At 54.5% G+C, this 21,501-nt stretch carries 19 protein-coding genes; 10 read left to right on the top strand and 9 right to left on the bottom strand.

Going from position 1 to position 21,501, the window contains the following annotated elements; all coding sequences use genetic code 11:
* Positions 1-60: 60 nt before the first annotated feature.
* Genes dapE through rnr form a run of 4 tightly spaced genes read left to right on the top strand, consistent with a single transcriptional unit; the run spans position 61 to position 4,482 of the window.
* Positions 61-1,206: a succinyl-diaminopimelate desuccinylase gene (gene dapE, locus R8G34_11930; GenBank protein ID MDW3223570.1), complete on the top strand. Its 1,146-nt coding sequence runs from the start codon at positions 61-63 to the stop codon at positions 1,204-1,206.
* Positions 1,203-1,625 carry a GNAT family N-acetyltransferase gene (locus R8G34_11925; protein ID MDW3223569.1) on the top strand — a complete coding sequence of 141 codons (423 nt, stop codon included), beginning with the start codon at positions 1,203-1,205 and terminating at the stop codon, positions 1,623-1,625. The genes dapE and R8G34_11925 overlap by 4 nt, the downstream gene beginning before the upstream one ends.
* The gene (locus tag R8G34_11920; protein MDW3223568.1) at positions 1,622-2,221 is read left to right on the top strand and encodes a TIGR04282 family arsenosugar biosynthesis glycosyltransferase; all 600 of its coding nucleotides are present in this window, start codon (positions 1,622-1,624) and stop codon (positions 2,219-2,221) included. Before R8G34_11925 ends, R8G34_11920 begins: the two co-directional genes overlap by 4 nt.
* A gap of 5 nt (positions 2,222-2,226) precedes the next feature.
* Entirely contained in the window at positions 2,227-4,482 is a 2,256-nt protein-coding gene (gene rnr / locus R8G34_11915) for a ribonuclease R (GenBank protein ID MDW3223567.1), read from the top strand.
* Here rnr and R8G34_11910 read toward each other — a convergent pair.
* Positions 4,479-5,171 carry a glutathione S-transferase family protein gene (locus tag R8G34_11910; GenBank protein MDW3223566.1) on the bottom strand — a complete coding sequence of 231 codons (693 nt, stop codon included), beginning with the start codon at positions 5,169-5,171 and terminating at the stop codon, positions 4,479-4,481. The two genes, rnr and R8G34_11910, sit on opposite strands and share 4 nt — an antisense overlap.
* 78 nt (positions 5,172-5,249) lie before the next feature.
* Between R8G34_11910 and R8G34_11905 the strand changes: the two genes are divergently transcribed.
* Complete coding sequence (locus tag R8G34_11905; GenBank protein ID MDW3223565.1) at positions 5,250-5,969, top strand: YafY family protein; 720 nt, start codon at positions 5,250-5,252, stop codon at positions 5,967-5,969.
* 70 nt (positions 5,970-6,039) lie between these two features.
* Positions 6,040-7,380 (top strand): lytic murein transglycosylase, encoded by a 1,341-nt coding sequence (locus R8G34_11900; GenBank protein ID MDW3223564.1) that lies wholly within the window; start codon positions 6,040-6,042, stop codon positions 7,378-7,380.
* Between the two features lie 66 nt (positions 7,381-7,446).
* On the opposite strand, the gene R8G34_11895 is transcribed toward R8G34_11900, so the two are convergent.
* From R8G34_11895 to R8G34_11865, 7 genes are all read right to left on the bottom strand, one after another.
* Positions 7,447-8,625: an ABC transporter permease gene (locus tag R8G34_11895; protein ID MDW3223563.1), complete on the bottom strand. Its 1,179-nt coding sequence runs from the start codon at positions 8,623-8,625 to the stop codon at positions 7,447-7,449.
* A gap of 2 nt (positions 8,626-8,627) precedes the next feature.
* Entirely contained in the window at positions 8,628-10,268 is a 1,641-nt protein-coding gene (locus R8G34_11890) for an ABC transporter permease (GenBank protein MDW3223562.1), read from the bottom strand.
* On the bottom strand, positions 10,269-10,556 hold the full coding sequence (locus R8G34_11885; GenBank protein MDW3223561.1) for a DUF1330 domain-containing protein: 288 nt from the start codon (positions 10,554-10,556) through the stop codon (positions 10,269-10,271).
* A 71-nt stretch (positions 10,557-10,627) separates the two neighbouring features.
* Positions 10,628-11,734, bottom strand: coding sequence for an extracellular solute-binding protein (locus tag R8G34_11880; GenBank protein ID MDW3223560.1), 1,107 nt, complete (start codon positions 11,732-11,734; stop codon positions 10,628-10,630).
* Positions 11,735-11,846: 112 nt separating this feature from the next.
* A complete protein-coding gene (locus tag R8G34_11875) occupies positions 11,847-12,947 on the bottom strand; it encodes an ABC transporter ATP-binding protein (GenBank protein MDW3223559.1) in 1,101 nt (366 codons plus the stop codon).
* A 240-nt stretch (positions 12,948-13,187) separates the two neighbouring features.
* A complete protein-coding gene (locus R8G34_11870; GenBank protein MDW3223558.1) occupies positions 13,188-14,585 on the bottom strand; it encodes an aspartate aminotransferase family protein in 1,398 nt (465 codons plus the stop codon).
* 86 nt (positions 14,586-14,671) lie between these two features.
* On the bottom strand, positions 14,672-15,361 hold the full coding sequence (locus R8G34_11865) for a GntR family transcriptional regulator (GenBank protein ID MDW3223557.1): 690 nt from the start codon (positions 15,359-15,361) through the stop codon (positions 14,672-14,674).
* Positions 15,362-15,513: 152 nt separating this feature from the next.
* On the opposite strand from R8G34_11865, the gene R8G34_11860 reads away from it, so the two are divergent.
* From R8G34_11860 to R8G34_11845, 4 genes are all read left to right on the top strand, one after another.
* On the top strand, positions 15,514-16,596 hold the full coding sequence (locus R8G34_11860; GenBank protein MDW3223556.1) for a polyamine ABC transporter substrate-binding protein: 1,083 nt from the start codon (positions 15,514-15,516) through the stop codon (positions 16,594-16,596).
* Between the two features lie 81 nt (positions 16,597-16,677).
* Positions 16,678-17,805: an ABC transporter ATP-binding protein gene (locus R8G34_11855; GenBank protein ID MDW3223555.1), complete on the top strand. Its 1,128-nt coding sequence runs from the start codon at positions 16,678-16,680 to the stop codon at positions 17,803-17,805.
* 28 nt (positions 17,806-17,833) lie between these two features.
* Positions 17,834-18,709: an ABC transporter permease subunit gene (locus R8G34_11850; GenBank protein ID MDW3223554.1), complete on the top strand. Its 876-nt coding sequence runs from the start codon at positions 17,834-17,836 to the stop codon at positions 18,707-18,709.
* Positions 18,706-19,524, top strand: a complete 819-nt coding sequence (locus tag R8G34_11845) for an ABC transporter permease subunit (GenBank protein ID MDW3223553.1) — start codon at positions 18,706-18,708, stop codon at positions 19,522-19,524. Before R8G34_11850 ends, R8G34_11845 begins: the two co-directional genes overlap by 4 nt.
* A 1,306-nt stretch (positions 19,525-20,830) precedes the next feature.
* On the opposite strand, the gene R8G34_11840 is transcribed toward R8G34_11845, so the two are convergent.
* Positions 20,831-21,496 (bottom strand): flagellar hook capping FlgD N-terminal domain-containing protein, encoded by a 666-nt coding sequence (locus tag R8G34_11840; GenBank protein ID MDW3223552.1) that lies wholly within the window; start codon positions 21,494-21,496, stop codon positions 20,831-20,833.
* Between the last annotated feature and the right edge of the window lie 5 nt (positions 21,497-21,501).

Raw genomic sequence — 21,501 nt, 5'->3', positions numbered from 1 at the left:
TCCTACGCTTTGGCCACAAACTTTGAGGCGACCCAAACGCGACTTGAAAAGGAACGCCTGATGACCGGCCTCGACCCTGTATCGCTGACCGCTGATCTTGTGCGATGTGCATCTGTGACGCCCGCAAATGACGGCGCACTCGAGATCTTGCACGATGTGTTGTCGGATGCAGGATTTGCATGTGCTTGGGCAGATCGCGGCGGCATCCGAAATCTCTTTGCGCGTTGGGGCGCAAAAGGTCATGCCAAAACCTTTGGTTTTAACGGGCATACGGATGTTGTCCCGATCGGGGATGCGGCGGCGTGGCGTAAACCGCCATTTGGCGCACTCATCGAAGACGGCATTCTTTTTGGTCGCGGCACGACGGATATGAAATCCGGCGTTGCTGCATTCGCCTGTGCCGCCGTCGATTTCGTCGAAGAGACAGCGCCAGACGGAGCCATCATCCTCGCCATTACGGGTGACGAAGAAGGCGACGCACTTGATGGTACCACCGCCCTTTTGGCGCATATGGAAAACGCGGGCGAACGCATGGATGTGTGCCTCGTGGGCGAACCGACCTGCCCCGATACCATGGGCGAAATGATGAAAATCGGGCGACGGGGTTCAATGACCGCTTGGGTCACGGTGACCGGAAAGCAGGGACATTCTGCTTATCCGCACCGGGCGTTGAACCCGATGCCTGCAATGATGCGCTTGATGGATCGACTGGCAAGCCACGAACTGGATCAGGGAACCGATCATTTTGACCCCTCCACGCTGGCAATTGTGACGGTTGATACCGGGAACCCGGCGACAAATGTCATCCCAGCAGAATGCAGTGCCGCGGTGAATATTCGGTTCAATGACAGACATAGCGGTGCTTCCCTGTCTGAGTGGATCAAGAAAGAAGTGACGCGGATCGAAACTGAATTTGGTGTGCAAATCGCGGTCAAGATAAAGATTTCCGGAGAGAGCTTCATCACGCCACCCGGCCCGCTTTCTGATTTGGTGGCCAAGGCCGTTGAGGCGGAAACAGGGATCATCCCGGTGCTGTCCACGACCGGCGGCACGTCGGATGCGCGGTTCGTTAAGAGCCACTGTCCAGTGGTGGAGTTTGGCCTTGTGGGACAGTCCATGCACCAAGTTGATGAACACGTGCGGGTCGAGCACATCCATCAACTCAAAGCGATCTATTCCCGGATCCTGAAAGACTATTTTGCATGAACGTTGACATCGCGCTCAGCCAAGACATCACGACATGCCTGTCATTGCGCCGCGCCGTATTCATCGAGGAACAAGGTGTCTCGGAGACCGACGAGGTGGATGATCAGGACGCGGATGCCTTGCATTTGTTGGCCCGCGTAGAGAATTACCCGGTTGGCACAGCACGGCTCGTGATGGAGGGCAATACCGTCAAGATTGGTCGGGTTTGCGTGTTGTCAGACTGGCGCGGGACCGGTCTTGGAGTCGCTTTGATCCGGGCCTGTGTTGAGATCGCAAGAAACCAACCCAACGTGCGGCGAGTAAAACTGGGCGCACAACTGCACGCTTTGGCTTTTTACCAGAAACTGGGGTTCATCCCGTTTGGCCCGGTCTATGATGACGCTGGCATTGATCATCGCGACATGGAGCAAGACCTTTGAAACGGACGCTGGTCGTAATGCTCAAAGAGCCGCGCCCGGGCCGTGTCAAAACGCGTCTGGGGCGGGACATTGGCATGGTGCCTGCCGCATGGTGGTTCCGACATCAAGCGCGGCGGCTGATCGCGCGCATTGAAGATCCCCGCTGGCAGGTTGTTTTGGCTGTAAGCCCGGACGTTGAGGGCCTCGAAAGCAGAGTGTGGCAAGGACATCTTGCACGGGTCCCACAGGGGCATGGTGATCTGGGGGATCGCATGGCGCGGCTTTTGTCGCTGCCGAGGCCGGGTCCGATCTGTATCATTGGGGCGGATATTCCCCAGATTTCTCGAGCTCATATCGCACGTGCTTTCCGGGTTTTGGGCGCATCAGATGCCGTTTTCGGCGCGGCACCCGATGGCGGTTACTGGTTGGTCGGAATGAAGCGGGTACGGGCTGTTTCACCGCGGCTTTTCAAAGGTGTACGCTGGTCGTCAGAACATGCTTTGGCGGACACCATCGCGACGCTGCCAGAGGCGCGCGTCGCCTTTGTCGATACCTTGCAGGATGTGGACCGCGCATGCGATTTGCGCATGACGACACCGAGCGTGCGTGTTACCTGAGGTCCATGACCCGCATCCCCACAAAAACTGAAATCCTCGATTGGATCGGCGAAAACCCTGCGCTGACAGCCAAGCGGGACATTGCAAAGGCTTTTGGCATCAAAGGTGCCGCGCGCATTGATCTTAAACGCGTGCTCAAAGAGCTTGAAGCAGAGGGGCATCTGGAAAAGCGCAAGCGCAGTTATCAGGACCCGGACCGTTTGCCGCCCGTCAGCGTGTTGCAGGTCACAGGCCCGGACAAGGACGGTGACTTATTCGCCAAGCCAATGGAATGGCAGGGCGAAGGGTTCGAACCAATCGTTCTGATTATTCCGCGCGCGTCTGATCCGGCACTGGGACCTGGTGACCGTATTCTAGCGCGTTTGACGTTGGTCAAGGGCGAGGATCATCACTATGAAGCGCGCCTGATCCGCAGAATTGGCACCAATCCGCGCCGTGTGCTGGGTGTTTTCCGCAAGACTGCGGAGGGCGGACGCATCTTACCCATCGACAAGGGTTCGGACAAGGAATGGCACGTCGCGGGGGACGCCACGCATGGAGCCAAAGACGGTGAATTGGTTGAGGCCGAACAAGCCGGGCCCAAGGGTCGGATGGGCTTGCCGCGCGCGCGCATCGTCGAGCGGCTTGGGGACCCATCGGCGGCCAAAGCTGTCTCGCTGATTGCAATTCACCAGCACGGTATCCCGGATGCATTTCCCGATGAGGTCATCATGGACGCGGATCGTGCTAAACCCGTTGAGCTTAAAGGACGAGAGGATTTACGGGACCTTCCGCTGATCACCATTGATCCGTCTGATGCGCGCGATCATGATGACGCCTGTTGTGCGCATGCGGATAAGGATCCGAAGAATGCAGGCGGGCATGTCGTCTGGGTCGCGATTGCCGATGTTGCGGCTTATGTCACCCCCGGTTCTGCGCTGGATCGAGAGGCCCGCAAGCGCGGTAACTCCACTTATTTCCCTGATCGGGTTGTGCCGATGTTGCCGGACCGATTGTCGGGCGATTTGTGTTCCTTGCATGAAGGCGTGCCCCGCGCCTGTATCGCGGTGCGAATGCAATTGGATGCAGAAGGCAACAAACTTGCGCACAGCTTTCACCGTGGATTAATGCGCTCGCCGGCTTCATTGCACTACGAAGAAGTGCAACAGGCGATGGATGGCGCACCGAATGATCGCTGTGGGTCTTTGTTAGAGCCCGTATTAGAGCCACTATATGCGGCCTACGCGGCCTTGGTGACGGCACGCGAAAGGCGTCAGCCGCTGGAGTTGGATCTCCCCGAACGTCGTATCGAACTGGACGCCGATGGGAAGGTCACCGCAGTAAACTTCAAGGAACGTTTGGATGCGCACCGCCTGATCGAAGAGTTCATGGTTCTGGCAAATGTTGCCGCAGCCGAAACACTGATCGCCAAGAAAGTTCCACTACTGTTTCGCGTGCACGAAGAGCCCAGCCCGGAAAAACTCGATGCACTGCGTGAGACGGCAAAGGCAAGCGGGTTCAATCTGGCCAAAGGACAAGTCTTGAAGACTGCGCACCTGAATCGTCTGTTGAACGAGGCTGCAGGCTCTGATGAGGCTGAATTGATCAATATGTCGGCACTGCGGTCGATGACACAGGCCTACTATGGACCGCAAAATCTGGGACATTTCGGACTTGCCTTGGGACGCTATGCGCATTTCACCTCGCCCATCCGCCGCTATGCAGACCTGATTGTGCACCGTGCGCTGATTGCGGCGCATGGGTGGGGCAAGGATGGATTACGCCCTGAGGATTATGACGACCTTGATCAGATTGGAGAACATATCTCCGATACTGAGCGGCGTTCGATGATCGCTGAACGTGATACGACAGACCGCTATATGGCGTCCTTCCTGAGTGAGCGGGTTGGCAATGAATTCTCGGGCCGGATCAGTGGAATCGCACGGTTTGGTGTGTTTGTGAAACTTGATGAGACGGGGGCGGACGGGCTCATTCCGATGCGCTCGATTGGGCGGGAATACTTCCACTATGACGCAGAGGCCGGCACCCTGATGGGGTCGGACACCGGCATGATGATCAGCCTTGGTCAACGTGTCACTGTGCGTCTGGCTGAGGCCGCCCCCGTGACAGGTGGGATTGCGTTGGAATTGCTGGCGCTTGAGGGGGATGCCATTCCGCAAGGGCGCAGGTCTCCCGCCGGGCGCTCGCCCAAACGCCGGGGCGCGAAGGCGAAACGCAAAGCGGATAAGACCAAGCGCAAGGTCAAACGCACGAGGCGTTAGGTCAAAAGGTCATCGACCCTTTTGATATAGGCCATCAGGACGTCATCATCCCGTATTCGGCGCGACAACAGGGTATCGCAGGGCGTCGCGACAGCAGCGCTCAGCATGGGCCCAACAGAGGCATCGGCCGCCGTGGGGTGATCCCCAAAAAGAAAATGGTTTTGCCACAACCGGGTCGTGATCGCTGCCAAATCAGGCTCTAAGCGGGTCAAACGTTCGGTTTCATTCAAGCGACCCAGGCCTTGAGACTGCATCCCGAGCAGGACATTTTTGCGAATTTTGCCGGATATTAGCCCTCTTAGGATCTTGGGCATGGCGATGAAATATGTATCCCGAATGTCGGGCCATACGGCGTCGTTACCCCACCGATCCAACAGGACATGAAAGTAAATGTGTTCTTCGGCCATGCGGATAAACGCCCGAGAAGTCGATTTGTCGATCTGCGACAACCCTTTGTCAAACTCAGCGCCCTTGGATTCCAGGTAGGCGCGGATCATATCACTGTCTGCGATCAACTGGTCGTCAGCGCGAATGACGGGTAGCTTTTGGTGCGGCATCTGACGAGGATCCAGCGTGTCCTCTCGCTGCCATTGCAGTCCTGAGGTGTTTAAAAACAGCGCAGCTTTCGTACAAAACGGGCTGCCAGAAAACTGGCCGAAAGCAGGCGGGTAGGTCAGCAGTGCGATCATTGGGGCTCCTTTGATTTGAAGGCATCAATAGAGACCCCTCCTGTCAATTTCTGTCACTACCTGCGATAAGGTGACCTCATGAGTCGAACACATCGCCTGTTTCAAATGATGCAAATGCTGCGTCGGTTGTCGCCACCTGTGACGGCCCGTCAATTGGCGCACGAAATGCACATGTCCGAACGCACAATCTACCGCGACATTGACGCGCTACGCAGTATGGGCGCGGTGATCGATGGGGAAGCAGGGTTTGGTTACACCCTGATCGAGGATGCAGCCTTGCCGCCCCTTGGATTTGAGGATGATGAATTGGAAGCTTTGGTTCTGGGGCTGCGTGATGTTGCGGTGATTGGTGACCCTTCTCTTGCCAAGGCGGCGCGTTCCGCTTTGGCCAAGATCAAAGCACGCGTGCCACCCCGTCAGGCGCACAGATTGCAACACGCGGTGCTGGACGCACATCGGTTTGTCAAACTACCTGAGATCAGTATCGACGTGGCAGCTTTGCGCGTCGCAACATGGGACGAGTTCACCATTCAATTTCAGTATCGTGACCGCTATGGTACCGACACGGAACGGCGGGTTGATCCCTTGGGACTGGTCTATTTCGACAAATCAAACGTGTTGATGGCCTGGTGTCATCTTCGCAAGGATTTCAGAACGTTCAGGTTGGACCGGATGCGAAATCTGTGCCGCACAGAGACCAGTTTCCGGCCGCGCCGTGTGCCGATGCTGCGCGAACATCTCGAGATTATCCGCTGCCAAATGGAAGAATCGGCAAATGATCGCATAACCGAAGATTGAATTCTTTCGAAAACGGGCAAAAAGCGCTACACTCGCTGCAAACAAAAATAGAGCAGTAATAGGGCAAATCATGCGGTGGAAAGCGTTGGGCGTGGTTGCTTTGGCAACCGGAGTGATCGGCAATGATGTAAGCGCGACGAGCGCGCTGCAAGCTTTGCGACCTGAAATTAGACCGGGAACGGAGACCCTTCAAGTTAACAATGGGATCATCACCGTGTATGCCGTGCGACCGAAACTCAGGCCGTCCAATTTGCCAACCGCACCAATACCAGCGGTGTCAAACGCGGTGGCGAACCATGGTTTTGCCCTCTGGGTCAAAGGCTTTCAACCCCGGGCCAGCGCCGCAGGTATTCGCAAAGACACGCTGCGCGCGGCTTTCGACGGTGTTCAATATGATCCGGACGTCATCAAGCGGGACCGCAATCAATCGGAATTTACCAAGACAATATGGGACTATCTCGATAGCGCTGCATCAAACACGCGGATCGCGAATGGCAAGTCTGCGCTTCAGGCACACGCCCGTAAGCTGGATGCGATTGAAAAGCGCTTTGGCGTTGAGAAGGAAGTCGTGGTCGCGGTTTGGGGGCTGGAAAGTGCTTATGGTACGTTTCGTGGCAAAAACGATATCGTTCAATCTCTCGCGACCCTGGCCTATGATGGTCGGCGCGGCGCGTTCTTCGAGGAACAGCTGATCGCGGCGCTTGAGATCCTGCAAAACGGCGATACCAGCCCGCGTAATATGACCGGCAGTTGGGCGGGTGCGATGGGGCATACACAGTTTATTCCGACGTCTTACCTTGACTATGCGGTGGATTTTACAGGCGACGGCCGGCGCGATATCTGGTCGGATGATCCATCGGATGCATTGGCGTCAACGGCCGCATACCTGTCGCGGTTTGGGTGGGTCACGGGCCAACCGTGGGGCGTTGAAGTACAACTGCCGCAAGGGTTTGATTTTACCCTCGCCAACCGCAAGACCACGAAATCACCGCGACAATGGGCGCGTCTCGGCGTGGTTGATATGGCGGGTCGGTCAGTGCCCAACCATGGCAAAGCGGCGATCCTTTTGCCGGCTGGCAGTCAGGGCGCAGCCTTTATGATCTTCAAAAATTTCAGCGTCATTGAACGTTACAATACAGCGGATGCCTATGTGATCGGTGTCGGTCATCTGAGCGATCGCATCAAGGGTGGTCCGGCAATCAAGGCGCGCTGGCCACGCGATGATCGCGCGTTAACCTTTGCGGAGCGTCAGGAGATGCAGCGACGCCTGACGCGGGCAGGTTTCAGCACAAAGGGTGTGGATGGCAAAATAGGGCCCAAGACCATCGATGCAGTGCGCGGATTTCAACGCAGCCAGGGTTTGACACCGGATGGATATGCCTCGCTGAATTTGCTGAAGCGTCTGCGTTAACCGCTAAAAAGCCCTGATCCATCTTGTAGGATCGGGGCTCTATGCAATTTCAAAGCCAAAACGCGGTCAGGCGGGGGACATGCCCCGCAGCCGTTCGGAACGGCGTCTGAGCAATTCGACCACGGTCAGCAAAGCAATTGACACGATTACAAGGATCGTGGCCACGGCGAGGATCGTCGGGCTGATCTGTTCACGCAAACCTGTGAACATTTGCCAGGGCAGGGTTTTTTGCCCCGCAGATCCGACAAAGAGAACGACCACTACCTCATCAAAGCTTGTAATGAAAGCAAAGAGGCCACCCGAAATTACGCCCGGCAGGATCAGTGGCATTTGCACACGGAAAAAGGTTGTGACGGGTCCGGCGCCCATATTCGCAGCCGCGCGGGTTAGAGAATTGTCAAACCCGACAAGTGTTGCAGTGACTGTAATAATCACGAAGGGAATGCCCAAAGCTGCATGCGCCAGAACGACACCGATGTAGGTGCCTTGAAGACCGATCCGGCTGTAGAAGAAATACATACCGGCCGCTGAGATGATCAAAGGTACGATCATCGGTGAGATCAGAATGGCCATGATAGCGCGTCTGAATGGTACGTGCTGCTGGCTGAGGCCGATGGCGGCCAAGGTGCCGAAGCTGACTGACAGGATCGTCGCCATGGGCGCAATTTTTACCGAGTTGGCCAGCGCGTTTTGCCAGTCATCGTTTGTAAAGAAGTCTTCATAGTGTTTAAGCGAATAGCCCGCAGGATCAAAGCGCAGCATTTCCGGTGTAAAGGTAAAGAAATCCTGTGCGTTAAAGCTCAGCGGCATAACCACAAGGATCGGTGTGATGAGAAACACCAGAATCGCGCCACAAATTACGCGGAAGGTGTAGTGCCACAATACCTGACCGGGGGTAAGGTATGGCGCGACATATGCCCGGTATCGACCCTCATAAAGCCAGAACGTGAACCACCCGAAAAACCATCCAAACGCTGCCCCGATGATGCCTGCCGCAAGCCCGCTCAAGGCGAAACCTATGACGGCGAGCAGCACAACCAAAGCCCAGCGGGAAGGTTTTTCCAATTTGACGATCTGGGTGACCCCATAGGCAAGAGCGCCCATCAGGACGGCACCGATCATGATGCCAAGCAAAGAATTGCCCTGCGCGGTGCCAACCAAGAGCCCGGCAAAGGCACCGGCTGCTGCGACCACGGGCACGTAAAAGGAAACCGGTGTGCGGGAAATAGGGGTCAAAGCAGCCATGTTCAGCCTCCCAACTTGACGTTGTCAATGCCGACGATGCGGTCATAAGCCCAATAGAGCCCAAGGACCACGGCGAGGAGGATCGCCCCTAACGCCGCCGCCAGACCCCAGTTCAGGGAGCTGGATATATGATAGGCAATCCGGTTAGAAATAAACGTCCCGGTGGTGCCGCCTACCAGTTCGGGCGTGATGTAATATCCAATCGACAGGATGAACACGAGAATGGAACCAGCGCCGATACCGGGAACGGATTGCGGGAAATAGACCCGCCAGAACGCGGTCCAATTCGTTGCGCCCAGAGATTTGGCAGCGCGCAGATAGGTCGGTGGGATCGTTTTCATGACTGAATAGAGCGGCAGAATCATGAAGGGCAGCAGGATATGCGTCATCGCGATGATCGTGCCCGTTTGGTTGTTGATGAGCGCAAGCCGGCTGTCATCCGCGACCACGCCCAGCCAGACCAGTGTATCGTTCACCACGCCTTGTTGCTGCAACATCACCTTCCACGCGGAGGTGCGCACCAGCAGCGATGTCCAGAATGGCAGCAGCACGAGGATCATCAGCAAGTTGGCGGTTCGGGCCGGCAGGTTTGCAAGAATCCAACCCACGGGATAGCCCAGTAATATGCAACTGCCGGTGATCACCAGGGACATGATCAGCGTACGAATGAACAGCTTTATGTAGAGCTGTTCGTTTTCCGGGCGCATTTCTGGACCGTCAGGCGATTTCTTCATATCGACCGCATTCAGGAAATACCCGGAGGTGAACGCAGGGCTGTATGTCTGGATGGTCTGCCAGACCTCGATATCATGCCAGTCCTCATCGATGTCCTCGAACGCCGCCGTGTAGTCGACTGTCTCGAAAGCCTCTACCGCGCCGAGGGCTGCCAGCAATTCTGCCGCACCCGGGCCCCCGAAGGAGGATAAATCAGGCCCGGTTTTCAAGTCGTTATAAAGTGCCGAGTATACAAGGGCCCAGGGGTCTTGCGTTGCCAGGTTTTTCTCGTCTTCGTTTTGTACGAAATCCGCAAAGGCTTCAAAACTGGCGGTTGTTTCTGGGAGCAGGGCTGCGATTTCCGTACTTGCTTCGAAGAGCGGTTGTGCCGCTGCTGACTTGGGATCCCATGCGTTCTGGGCCGTCACCCAACTATCTGTTCCCATCAGGGCATTCCAGTTTTCACTGTCTTTCCAAAATGGATCCAAATCTTCGAACTGATCCTGATAGACCTCTCCCATATCTTCAACGCGTCGGCCCGACTTGCGAAACAGCGAGGATACACCTGTCAATTCATAATTCAGTCGCGACCCCAAACGGGTATGCAGCTTGCGCTCCTGTGCGACGAAAATGTCTTTGTACAGTGCTTCAAACGTGTCGGCAGATGGGATGTCGCCAAGATCGGCATCCCAATCCTTTAATGCATCCGTTGTCTCGGGCAGGGTTTCCGCAACGATCTGGTTTTCGACAGAACGAAACAGCATGTCGGCGATCGGCGCGATAAACGTCAATAGAACAAAGATCAGCAAGGGTGCGATCAACATCAGCGCACGCAATTTCTGGCGCCTCAGGGCGCGATTCAGGCTTGATTTCAGCGTGGTGCCGTCCGCGGCCATCATAGGGCCTGCGTTTTGTGTCGCGTCCGTCATTCAGGCACCTTCCACTACGATGATCGTGCTTTTGGCCGTGCGCCGCCGAATTTCAGCGACCTCTTGATATGCGGGATCATTATAGGCGGCCTGAGCCGCTTCATATGATGGGAATTCAATGACAACATGCCGCTCGAAACTTTCGCCTTCGACCACTTCGGATTGTCCACCGCGGATAACAAAACGCCCTCCAAGACCTTCCAGTATGGGCGTGTCCTTGATCACGTATTCCTTATACGCTTCCGGGTCCGTCACGGTGACATGGGCGACGATGTAGCCTTTGGGCATGATGTGTCCTTTGTTTGTTTGGCAGGGGCCAGCGCAAGGCCCCTGCCAGTTTTATCAGTCTCTAATTGGGATTATTGTGCCAACCAGGCTTGGAATTTCGCGTCGATGTCGTCGCGATAATCAGCCCAGAACTCGTAGTTGTAGAGGAACGTGTTCTTGGCGTTGTTGGGATCGGTTGGCATGTGTGGCGCCATGTCGATGCCCAGATCAGCGTGCTGGCCAACTAGCGGCGCAGAAGATGCACGCGCAGGACCATAGCTGATATATTTGGCCTGATCCGCGAGACGCTGTGTGTCTGTCGCAAAGTAGATGTAATCCAGTGCACGGGCTTTACGCTCGTCGCTCAGACCGGCAGGGATGATCCAACCGTCCAGATCAAACACCTGCGCGTCCCAAAGCATTGCAACGGGCTGGTCTTGCTCTTCGATCACCGAGAACAAACGACCGTTGTATGTTGAGCCCATAACGATTTCGCCATCCGCCAACAGCTGCGGCGTGTCTGCACCGGCTGACCACCAGATTACGTCGTCCTTGATGGTCGCGAGCTTGTCGAGAGCCTGTTGTTGGCCTTCGTCGGTTTCCAGAACGTCATAAACTTCGTCCTTGGCAACACCGTCACAGAGCAACGCCCATTCCATGTTGTTGATAGGGCGCTTTTCAAGGGCGCGCTTGCCTGGATATGCGTCCGTGTCAAAGACTGCGCAAACTGACGTTGGCGGCGTATCGCCCACCATATCGGTGCGGTAGCCGAAGGTCGTCGAGTAAACGATCTGTGGTATGAAGCAATCAGATACCAACAGGTCGCCGAAATCATCGGAAGCTGACGTGCCATCAGGTGCCGCAGCGAGCTGTTCGTCAAAGTCGATTTCCATCGCCAGGCCTTCATCACACAGGCGAATCGCGTCGGAGGCCACCACGTCGACCACGTCCCATGTGACGTTGCCAGCTTCGTTCATCGCCCGCAATTTGGCCACAGCCTCGGCAGAGGACTCGTCATTGATGATCTTGACGCCAGTCTTCTCGGCGTATGGGTTGTGGTAGGCTTGCTGCTGCGAGTTCGAATAGGCGCCGCCCCAGCTTACGATGGTCATCTCGTTGGCCATATGGCCGTCAGCGAAAGACATACCAGCCGCAACGGTCAGTGCGGTGGATGTCAAAAGCGTTTTGCTCAGTTTCATTGATAGTCTCCCATTTATGTGCCCGTTTCGTGTCCAGAGGCTGGCGACAACAGGCTTGATCGCCGCCTCTCTTTTGATCGTGCCCGCGCAGGGACACGTCAACTCGCGCGCATCAGGCGTCCAATGCACGGCAATCTTGCGGTAGCCAACCGATCTCAATCTGTTGTCCCGGGCTCAGGCGTTCCACATCAGGTGCATTCCGGGTCTTGATGATGAATTCGTCCGTTCCGGCCACGCGCAAGCGAGTCCGAAATATATCGCCCATATAGACGAATTCCAGAACTTCGGCTTTCAATGTGTGCGCATCCGCGCTCAGGCGATCCTTGTTGTATTCCACCCGTTCAGGCCGGATCGAAACGCGGGTTCGGTCCCCGGCGGCGGCCACATTGACGGGCTTGGCGTCAATCATTTCACCACCGTCCAGTTCCACCAGCGCCGAGCCGCCCTTAATCTCTTTAACGATACCTTCGAGCGTATTGTTTTCCCCGATGAATTGCGCCACGAAACTGTTTTCGGGCTCTTCATAGAGTTTGTCCGGCGGCGCCAATTGTTGAATGCGCCCGTCATCGAACACCGCCACCCGGTCCGACATCGTCAGTGCTTCTGTCTGATCGTGGGTTACGTAGACCACTGTAATGCCAAGATCATGGGCCAGTTTCGTAATCTCGAACTGGAGCGTTTCACGCAACTGTTTGTCCAGTGCGCCGAGCGGCTCGTCCATCAGAACGAGTTCCGGTTCGAATACCAGGGCGCGAGACAGGGCGATCCGCTGTTGCTGACCACCTGAAAGCTGCGAGGGGCGTCGCCCGGCAAAATCGCCCATCTGAACCATGTCCAATGCCCGCTTGATCTTTTTCTCGCGTTCAGACTTACCCATCTTACGCACTTCCAGCGGAAAAGAGAGGTTTTCTGCCACGGTCATGTGCGGGAAAAGCGCATAGTTTTGAAAGACCATGCCGATGCCACGTTTGTGCGGTGGGATATTGTTGATTGAAACGCCATCAAGGCGGATGTCGCCATGGGTTGCGGTTTCAAATCCCGCCAGCATCATGAGGCAGGTTGTCTTGCCAGACCCAGACGGTCCGAGCATTGTCAGGAATTCACCTTTCGGCATTGACAGGTTCAGATCTTTGACAACCAGATTCTCGCCATCATAGCTCTTTTGAACGCGGTCGAACTCGACGAACGCGTCAGCATTTGTTGTATCGGCCAAGAGTGGCTCCCCGTTTTTGGACCGGCGGTTTTCCGCACTGATTGGAACAAAGGTAACACGATTGTCCCGGCAGGGTGCAAACGCTTAACAAAGAACAATTGGTAACAGGTGCGATTCAAGGCGATTTTGCCGCATAGCGCCGGAAATATGCGCGGAATCTCTGAAGAACCGGTTCAAGATAAGCGAATCTCCCGTGGGTTTAGTGCTGCGTGAGGTTCATAAAGTCTTGGATTTGCACCCTCAAGACGCCGCATTGAGCAGGTTTTGCTCTCTTAACTCAGAATAAGTTTCATCCAGAGCTTTCGTTGCACGGGCAACCAAAAGGTCGATTTCTTCTGGTTCAATCACCAGAGGTGGCGAAATGATCATCCTGTCGCCCACATGTCGCATGACCAGATTGTTTGCGAAGCACCTCTCGCGACACATGTATCCAACGGTGCCTGCATCTGTCGCAAATTTCGCGCGACTTTCCTTATCGGGAGTGAGTGGTATGGATGCCATCATACCCTTGATCGAGATGCCACCAACGAGCGGATGATCCTTGAGCGTCTCCAGTCCTGTTTGCAACGCTGGGCCGCCCAGAGTGCGGACCCTTTCCACGATATTTTCCTCCTGCAAAATTCGCAGGTTTTCCAGTGCGACGGCAGCGGCAACCGGATGGCCGGAATAGGTATATCCGTGATTAAATTCAGTCGCGCCAATGACTTCCGCAATCTCATCACAAACGATGGAACCACCAATCGGTTGGTACCCAGAGCTAAGGCCCTTTGCGATGGTCATAATATCTGGGCGGATACCAAAGGTCTGACTACCAAACCAATTCCCTGTGCGACCGAACCCACAAATGACTTCGTCCGCAATCAACAGGATCTCGTATTTATCACAAATACGCTGTATTTCCGGCCAATAGGTCATCGGTGGCACAACAACGCCACCCGCACCCTGAATAGGTTCCGCGATAAAGGCAGCAACCTTGTCTTCTCCCAGTTCGAGGATTTTGGCCTCCAACTCCTGCGCACGGGCAAGGCCAAAATCCTCAGGCGTCATATCCCCGCCTTCGGCCCACCAGTCAGGTTGGTTGATGTGATGGATACCCGGAATAGGCAGACCACCCTGTGCGTGCATATACGTCATACCGCCAAGCGAGCCTGATCCAACCGAAGAGCCGTGATACGCGTTCTTGCGACTTATAATATGCGACTTGGATGGCTTGCCTTTTTCCGCCCAATACGTACGCACCATCCGGATATTGGTGTCATTTGCTTCAGATCCGGACCCGGCAAAGAACACGTGGTTCAAACCCTCGGGCGCTAGTTTGGCTATTTCTTGAGCCAGAGCGATCGCAGGGACATGCGTGGTCATGAAAAAGGTATTGTAGTAGGGCAGTTCCATCATTTGCCGGGCGGCAACCTCTGCCATTTCGGGGCGCCCATACCCGATGTTTACACACCACAAGCCAGCCATCGCATCAAGGATCTGATTGCCTTCACTGTCCGTTAGAAACACCCCTTTGGCCCGGGTGATAATACGTGCGCCTTTCTCGGCCAATTCTTCATTGGTCGTGAAGGGATGCATATGATGAGCAGAGTCCAATGCTTGCAATTCGGCAGTGGGCATATGGTTTGTGATTGCAGACATGACAGCACCTGGGGGCAAGAATATGGCGGTCTAACGCCTTGGCGATGAGAATATGATCAAATTATTCAGAGTCAATCGAATCGGGATCAACGGGTGTCAGAGTCCAGCGCATCCCGAATTTGCCGCATGCCTTGGTGAACGTCCTCGGCCATGGCGCGGGCCGCCATATCTGCGTTTCCCTCGGAAAGAGCACTCAATACATCTGCATGTTTGTCGGGTAGATTAAGCGTTCCGTATCGGCCGCACACAACACGCAGGGAGGGGGCAAATCGCAGCCACAGCCTGTCAACAGTGGCGCTGAGAATAGGGGCTTCTGCGGCCTCATAGAGCGTTTTATGAAAGCGATAGTTTCGCGTCAAATAGCCTGAAATGTCTCCACGGGAAATTGCCTGATTTAGTGCGTCATCCTCCGCTCGCAATGCGCTTAACACACTTCCCTTCACATGTGCCGTAGCCAATCGGGCAAGTTGTGGCTCCAAGGATTGTCTCATAAAATCAAGCTGTTCGATGCAGTGAGCCGTCAAAACCGGAACGATTACGCGCCGATTGCCCATCATGCGTAATGCGCCGTCAGAGGTCAGGCGCCGGATCGCTTCACGTACTGGCGTCATACCGGCACTTAGATCATCGACAAGGCCTTGAATGGTGACGGCTTGACCTGGTGCTAAATCACCAAAAAGAATGCGTGTTCTGAGCTGCTCGTATACGTGTTGATGGGCGGGCAGTTTTCTTTCTATGTATGGATCAGCGGGTGCTGGATTTGTGAGCAATTGCATGGTCCGTCCTCGGTGTTCACGTGGAAAGCGACCCGATGCCTTGCGCAGGTTGCTATCGCGTGAAAGCATAAAGCATCTTGCCGAGTGAGGCAAAAATTGATCAAATTCGGTTGAGCCGGGGCAAACCCGGCCAATATCAACGGGAGTATGAAATGAATAAGCTTTTGCTGAGCAGCGCAATTGTTGCGCTATGCGCCACAGCAGCCTTCTCCGATGAGGTCCGTGTTTATAATTGGTCCGACTACATCGACGAAGCCTTGTTGCAGAAATTTGAAGACGAAACCGGCATTGATCTGATCTATGACGTGTTCGACAGCAATGAGGTTCTGGAGACCAAGATGCTGGCAGGCGGCTCCGGGTATGATGTCGTCGTCCCTTCTGGAACATTTTTGCAGCGACAGATCACAGCGGGAGCCTTCCAGAAACTGGATGCAAGCAAGCTGCCAAATCTGGCAAATATGTGGGATACGGTCAAAACCCGTACTGTTCAGTATGATCCCGAGAATGCTTATTCGATCAATTACATGTGGGGCACGACCGGCATCGGGGCGAACGTCGGAAAGGTTCAGGAACTATTGGGAGCTGATGCTCCAATAGGATCGTTGAATTTGATTTTTGACCCGGCAAGCATGGAAAAACTGTCTCAATGTGGCGTTCATTTCCTCGATGCGCCGTCAGAAATGATCCCCGCCGCACTGAAATTCATCGGCGAGGATCCCGACAGTCATGATCCAGAGGTCATCGGCAAGGCCGAAGCAGTCCTCGCCGGTGTGCGTCCGTATATTCAGAAATTCCATAGTTCGGAATACATCAATGCGCTGGCCAACGGTGATATCTGCGTGGCGTTTGGATGGTCCGGTGATATTCTGCAAGCGCGCGACCGTGCAGCCGAGGCAGGTAACGGTGTCGAAATTGTCTATAATGCGCCATCCGAAGGCGCATTGATGTGGTTTGACCAGATGGCAATCCCGGTTGACGCGCCGAACCCCGAGGCTGCGCATGTTTTCCTGAACTTTATCATGGATGCGCAGAACATGGCCGATGCGTCCAACTACGTCTACTATGCTAACGGCAATGTGGCATCCCAACCTCTTCTGGAAGAAGACGTCATCGGCGATCCGGCGATCTATCCTGATGCAGCAACACTTGAAAACCTTTACACGACCACACCGTATCCGGCACGGGTGCAGCGAACCGTCACGCGGCTTTGGACCAAGATCAAATCCGGAACCTGATGCGGATTTGCAAGACGGGCGGGGCCAAGAGGTTCCGCCCGTTTGTTTTGGCCCGATCGGCGGGTAAATAAAGGACATGACGTGAATCAAACCGTCTTTGCCCCATGGGATGATCCGGCTCAGAAGCCTTTGATCCGTTTTGAGAACGTCACCAAACGGTTTGGTGATTTTACGGCAATTGATGATCTGACCCTGAACATTTTTGAGAAAGAGTTCTTTGCCCTTCTGGGCCCGTCCGGATGTGGCAAGACCACCATGATGCGAATGTTGGCCGGGTTTGAGTCCCCGACTGAAGGCAAGATAGAGCTTGCCGGACAAGACATGGCACCAGTCCCGCCCAACAAGCGCGCGGTCAACATGATGTTTCAGTCCTATGCGCTGTTCCCGCATTTGTCCGTCTATGAGAATATTGCATTCGGACTGCGGCGCGGAAATATGCCCAAGCACGATATTGATGATCGCGTTGGGGAAATGCTCAAGCTGACGCGGTTGGAGAAATTCGCTCGCCGCAAGCCGCATCAGATTTCGGGTGGTCAACGGCAACGTGTGGCCCTTGCGCGAAGCTTAGCCAAAGCACCCAAACTGTTGTTGCTGGATGAACCCCTCGGTGCGCTTGATGCGAAACTGCGACAGGCCACTCAGTTTGAGCTGATGGATATTCAGGAAAAGACCGGGACTACTTTTGTAATCGTGACCCATGATCAGGAAGAAGCAATGACCGTTGCCAGCCGGGTCGCGGTTATGGACGAAGGACGTATCATGCAAGTAGCAACGCCCGAGCGCATCTATGAAGCTCCCAATAGTGTCTATGTTGCGGATTTCATCGGAGATGTGAATATTCTTCAAGGGTCGTCCAAACAGATCGGAGGCGATGTATTTGAGGTTCATTGGGCGGAAGGCCAAGCCCCTTTCACCGCGGCATCAGAGGTGACGCTGTCTGATGGTCAAACCTGTCATTTGGCAGTGCGGCCCGAAAAGATCGCGATCACTGCTGAACGACCGGGCGACGCGGACAACACTGTACAAGGCAAAGTTCTGGACATTGCCTATCTGGGTAACCTGTCGACATACCATGTGGAATTGCCGGGGGGGCAAATCATCAAAGCACAAACAGCAAATACGCGTCGCATCTCGCGTCGCAGTTTTACATGGGAAGATACCGTGTGGATCTCGTGGGCAGCCACTGCGGGAGTCCTGTTGGAGCGATGAGCCTGTCACACCATAAGGAAGCAATCTGATGCAAAGATTTGCGCTGATCGCGATGCCTTATGCATGGCTTTTGGCCCTGTTCCTAATCCCCTTTGTTATCGTATTTAAAATATCGCTGTCGGATATTGCGCTGGCGATCCCGCCCTATACGCCGACTTTGGATGACGGTTTTGGCACGTTTTTCGCGGCTCTTGATTTTGAGAATTTCGTCTTTCTGGCGTCTGATGATCTCTACTGGAAAGCCTATGTCAGCTCTTTGCGGATCGCGCTTGTTTCGACACTGTTTGCGTTGTTGATCGGCTACCCGATTGCCTACGCAATGGCGCGCGCGCCTGAAGAATGGCGCGCCACGCTCATGATGTTGGTGATTTTGCCATTTTGGACGTCTTTTCTGATCCGTGTTTATGCTTGGATGGGCATTTTGAGCCAGGAGGGTTTTCTCAATCAGTTTTTGCTCTGGACCGGATTAACATCCGAACCCCTTACAATTTTGAACACGACGTCTGCGGTCTACATCGGCATTGTCTACACCTATGTGCCCTTCATGATCCTGCCGATTTACGCTGCGCTTGACCGTCTCGATGGCTCTTTGATCGAAGCAGCGGAAGACCTCGGCTGCTCGCGGTTTCAGGCTTTCTGGCTGGTGACGATCCCGCTCTCGAAAAATGGTATCATCGCGGGTAGCTTCCTGGTCTTTATTCCTGCGCTTGGCGAGTTTGTGATCCCGTCGCTGCTTGGCGGCTCCGGTACGTTAATGATCGGCAAGGTGTTGTGGGAGGAATTCTTCAACAATCGGGACTGGCCCGTTGCCAGCGCGGTCGCGGTGATCCTCCTTTTAATTCTGATCATTCCGATCATTCTGTTCCAGCGTAACCAGCGAAGACAGGCGGAGGATGAGGCATGAACAGGCTGAGCTGGTTCAACGTAACGTCGCTGACCTTTGGGTTTGCCTTTCTTTATTTGCCGATGGTCATTCTGGTCATTTATTCATTCAACGAAAGCAAACTGGTGACCGTCTGGGCGGGATTTTCGACGAAATGGTACGGTGAGCTTCTCCAAAACGAGGCCTTCCTTGATGCAGCATGGGTCACCGTGAAGGTTGCGGTCTTTTCGTCAACGCTTGCCACAGTCCTGGGGACAATGGCTGCCTATGTCCTGGTGCGTGGCGGGCGGTTTCTTGGGCGGACTGTATTCTCGGGCATGATCTATGCGCCATTGGTGATGCCGGAAGTCATAACCGGTTTGTCACTGCTGTTGCTCTTCATCGGAATCGGTCTGGACCGCGGCGTTTTGACGATCGTATTGGCGCATACCACATTCTCAATGTGTTACGTGTCAGTCGTGGTTTCTTCCCGCCTGATGACATTTGACCGGTCTTTGGAAGAAGCCGCTCAAGATTTGGGCTGCTCCGGTTTCGATGCGTTTCGGCTTGTGACATTGCCAATTATCGCGCCCGCCGTGATTTCCGGTTGGCTTTTGGCCTTCACGTTAAGCCTTGATGATCTGGTGATCGCCTCATTCACCGCGGGCCCGTCGGCCACAACTTTACCCATCAAGATCTTCTCTGCCGTACGCTTGGGTGTTTCACCAGAGATCAACGCGTTGTCCACGATCATGATTGCAATCGTAGCTCTCGGGGTGATCAGCGCGTCTCTTGTGTCAAAACGAAACAGCCTCAAGCAACAAAAAGACGAACAGGCAGCAGCCCGCGCTGCATGATGCGTATCGTTTCGGACTAGTGCTATGGTGATGGCAAGCGAGACGGTTTCTGGTGATCCAAAACATTTGAGACCGATGACCACCCCGAAATCACCTCTGATCGTCAGAGATGCATTTACGGGTATTTCCGCTGCGATGTACTTGGCTTAAGCCGGTGTAAAAATCACCCTATCGGAAACCGATCTCGTGGAATGGGGAGCCTCTGGCAGAAATGGCGGTTTTTGTTGTTTGGGTGGCGGTATGGCGAACAATGCAACCTTGAATGCGCAATACGGAATTGTTGATTTGGGTATTATTCAGGGCTATCGAGCGCGCCGATGAGGAATTGGTTGAAAATTTGATTGATACGTTGGGACGGGAAGTTGACCGTCATTGCAATGGTGAAACCTGGCTCGCGAATTGAGCCAAAGATAGTAATAGCTCTGCACGCCAGGGCGCGTGAGGTCCGAGACAAACATGGTGTTACGCCGCAGATTATCCAGAAACCTGAGCTCCCTCGCGCTGGGATGATGGGTCCGGTTTTGTAGAGGTCTGACCACGCTAACCGGGTTTGGCTTCAATCCTGTGAAGTAGTTGAATAGCATCGCCTTGGCGGTCGAAAAGGCCCGTTTGCAAGTGTTTCACGACAGTCAAGTGATGCGACTTGCCACCGCCCCCAATGTTGCAAAACTGGTGTGTAAAAACGGTAACATCCCTGCTGCTCATGTTGATCTGGCGACCAACGGATTTGCATCTGATGATCTTCCTGTAGTTCTAGCGGGGCTATACTCACCGGGTCGGTCAAATGTCCTGGTAACGCGACCTTTTTGTGGAGCGTGAAATCAGTCTGCAAGGCTGGCACAGTACACAGATTGGTTTTGATACCCGCAACCTGCTGCGCTATTTTTGCTTTTTTGCCAGATCGCCGTTCCATGTTTGGCGAGCGTTGCGGTCAGTTGGGCGGGACCTATTCACATAAACCAGCACGTCGTTTCGTGCTGCGTGATTTCAAAACGATGTTCTCGGCTTGGGCCGACGTTGAGAAAATGCATGAATGGTCCGGGATGGTATGCCTTGCACGATGCCGCGAGCCCTTGGTCGTTGCAATATCGGGCATCCCAAATTGCGGACTACTACATATTTCTATGGGAACGGCATCGTTCGCAAACTCACCGCGGACCCCTTGCAAGTTTGCCTATTTCGGCTTTGCCCTGAAGCGATGCGTCGTCCTTTATTGAAGTTTCCTTTTTTGGCGCTGTGGCCAAGGCCCATTGTATCATTTGTCTCTGCTGGTCTTGGTTTCGAGGATTTCTAAAGCGGCGTTTCTCTACCCAGGTTCTCGCAGTGCGCTAACCTCTTCGGTTTTGACGGTCGCACCACCATCCAAAACAAGCATCGTTGCTTCACCCTCCCGCCGTGCTTCTGTAATGCGCGAATAAGCTTCGGCTGGACTAGTACCGACGATTTGATTCAGTGATCGGCTTTCGACTTTGAAACTATACTGACCTGTGGCAAACGGTGTGCCGTCAACCGCTAAACCAGTCCAATCGATAGGCTCAGTACCCGTCGAGATTGGTTGCCGTTGAACCTCGTCGCCGCGGGCATTGTATGCGACAAGGATGGCCTGATCTGCCCCGGCCTCAATTTTTGGAACAACAGTAATTGGTGAACCGTCATACTTCACCGGCGCCGTTGTGCGTGCTTCCATTCCGATCCAGCCCGCGATTTCCCCAATGGAACCAGCGCCGATTTGCCCGGATAATGCCTGCAATAAGTCGTTGGATAGGACTTGTTGCTCGACCATTGAAAACTGTGCAAGTTGCGCCGCATATTCGGATGAATCAATTGGCTCCAGCGGATCCTGATATTTTGCCTGGGCGGTCAGCATCTGCAAAAATGTTTCAAAATCAGACGAAAGAACTGCATTGGACTGCGCAGGTGCAGCGGCCGCGCGGACAGCATTCTGAGCTGCTTGTGTGTTTGTTACTTCCACTGGAG

It is taken from the genome of Paracoccaceae bacterium (assembly GCA_033344815.1).
Lineage (GTDB): Bacteria > Pseudomonadota > Alphaproteobacteria > Rhodobacterales > Rhodobacteraceae > Roseobacter.
This window is presented reverse-complemented; position numbering and strand designations above follow the sequence as displayed.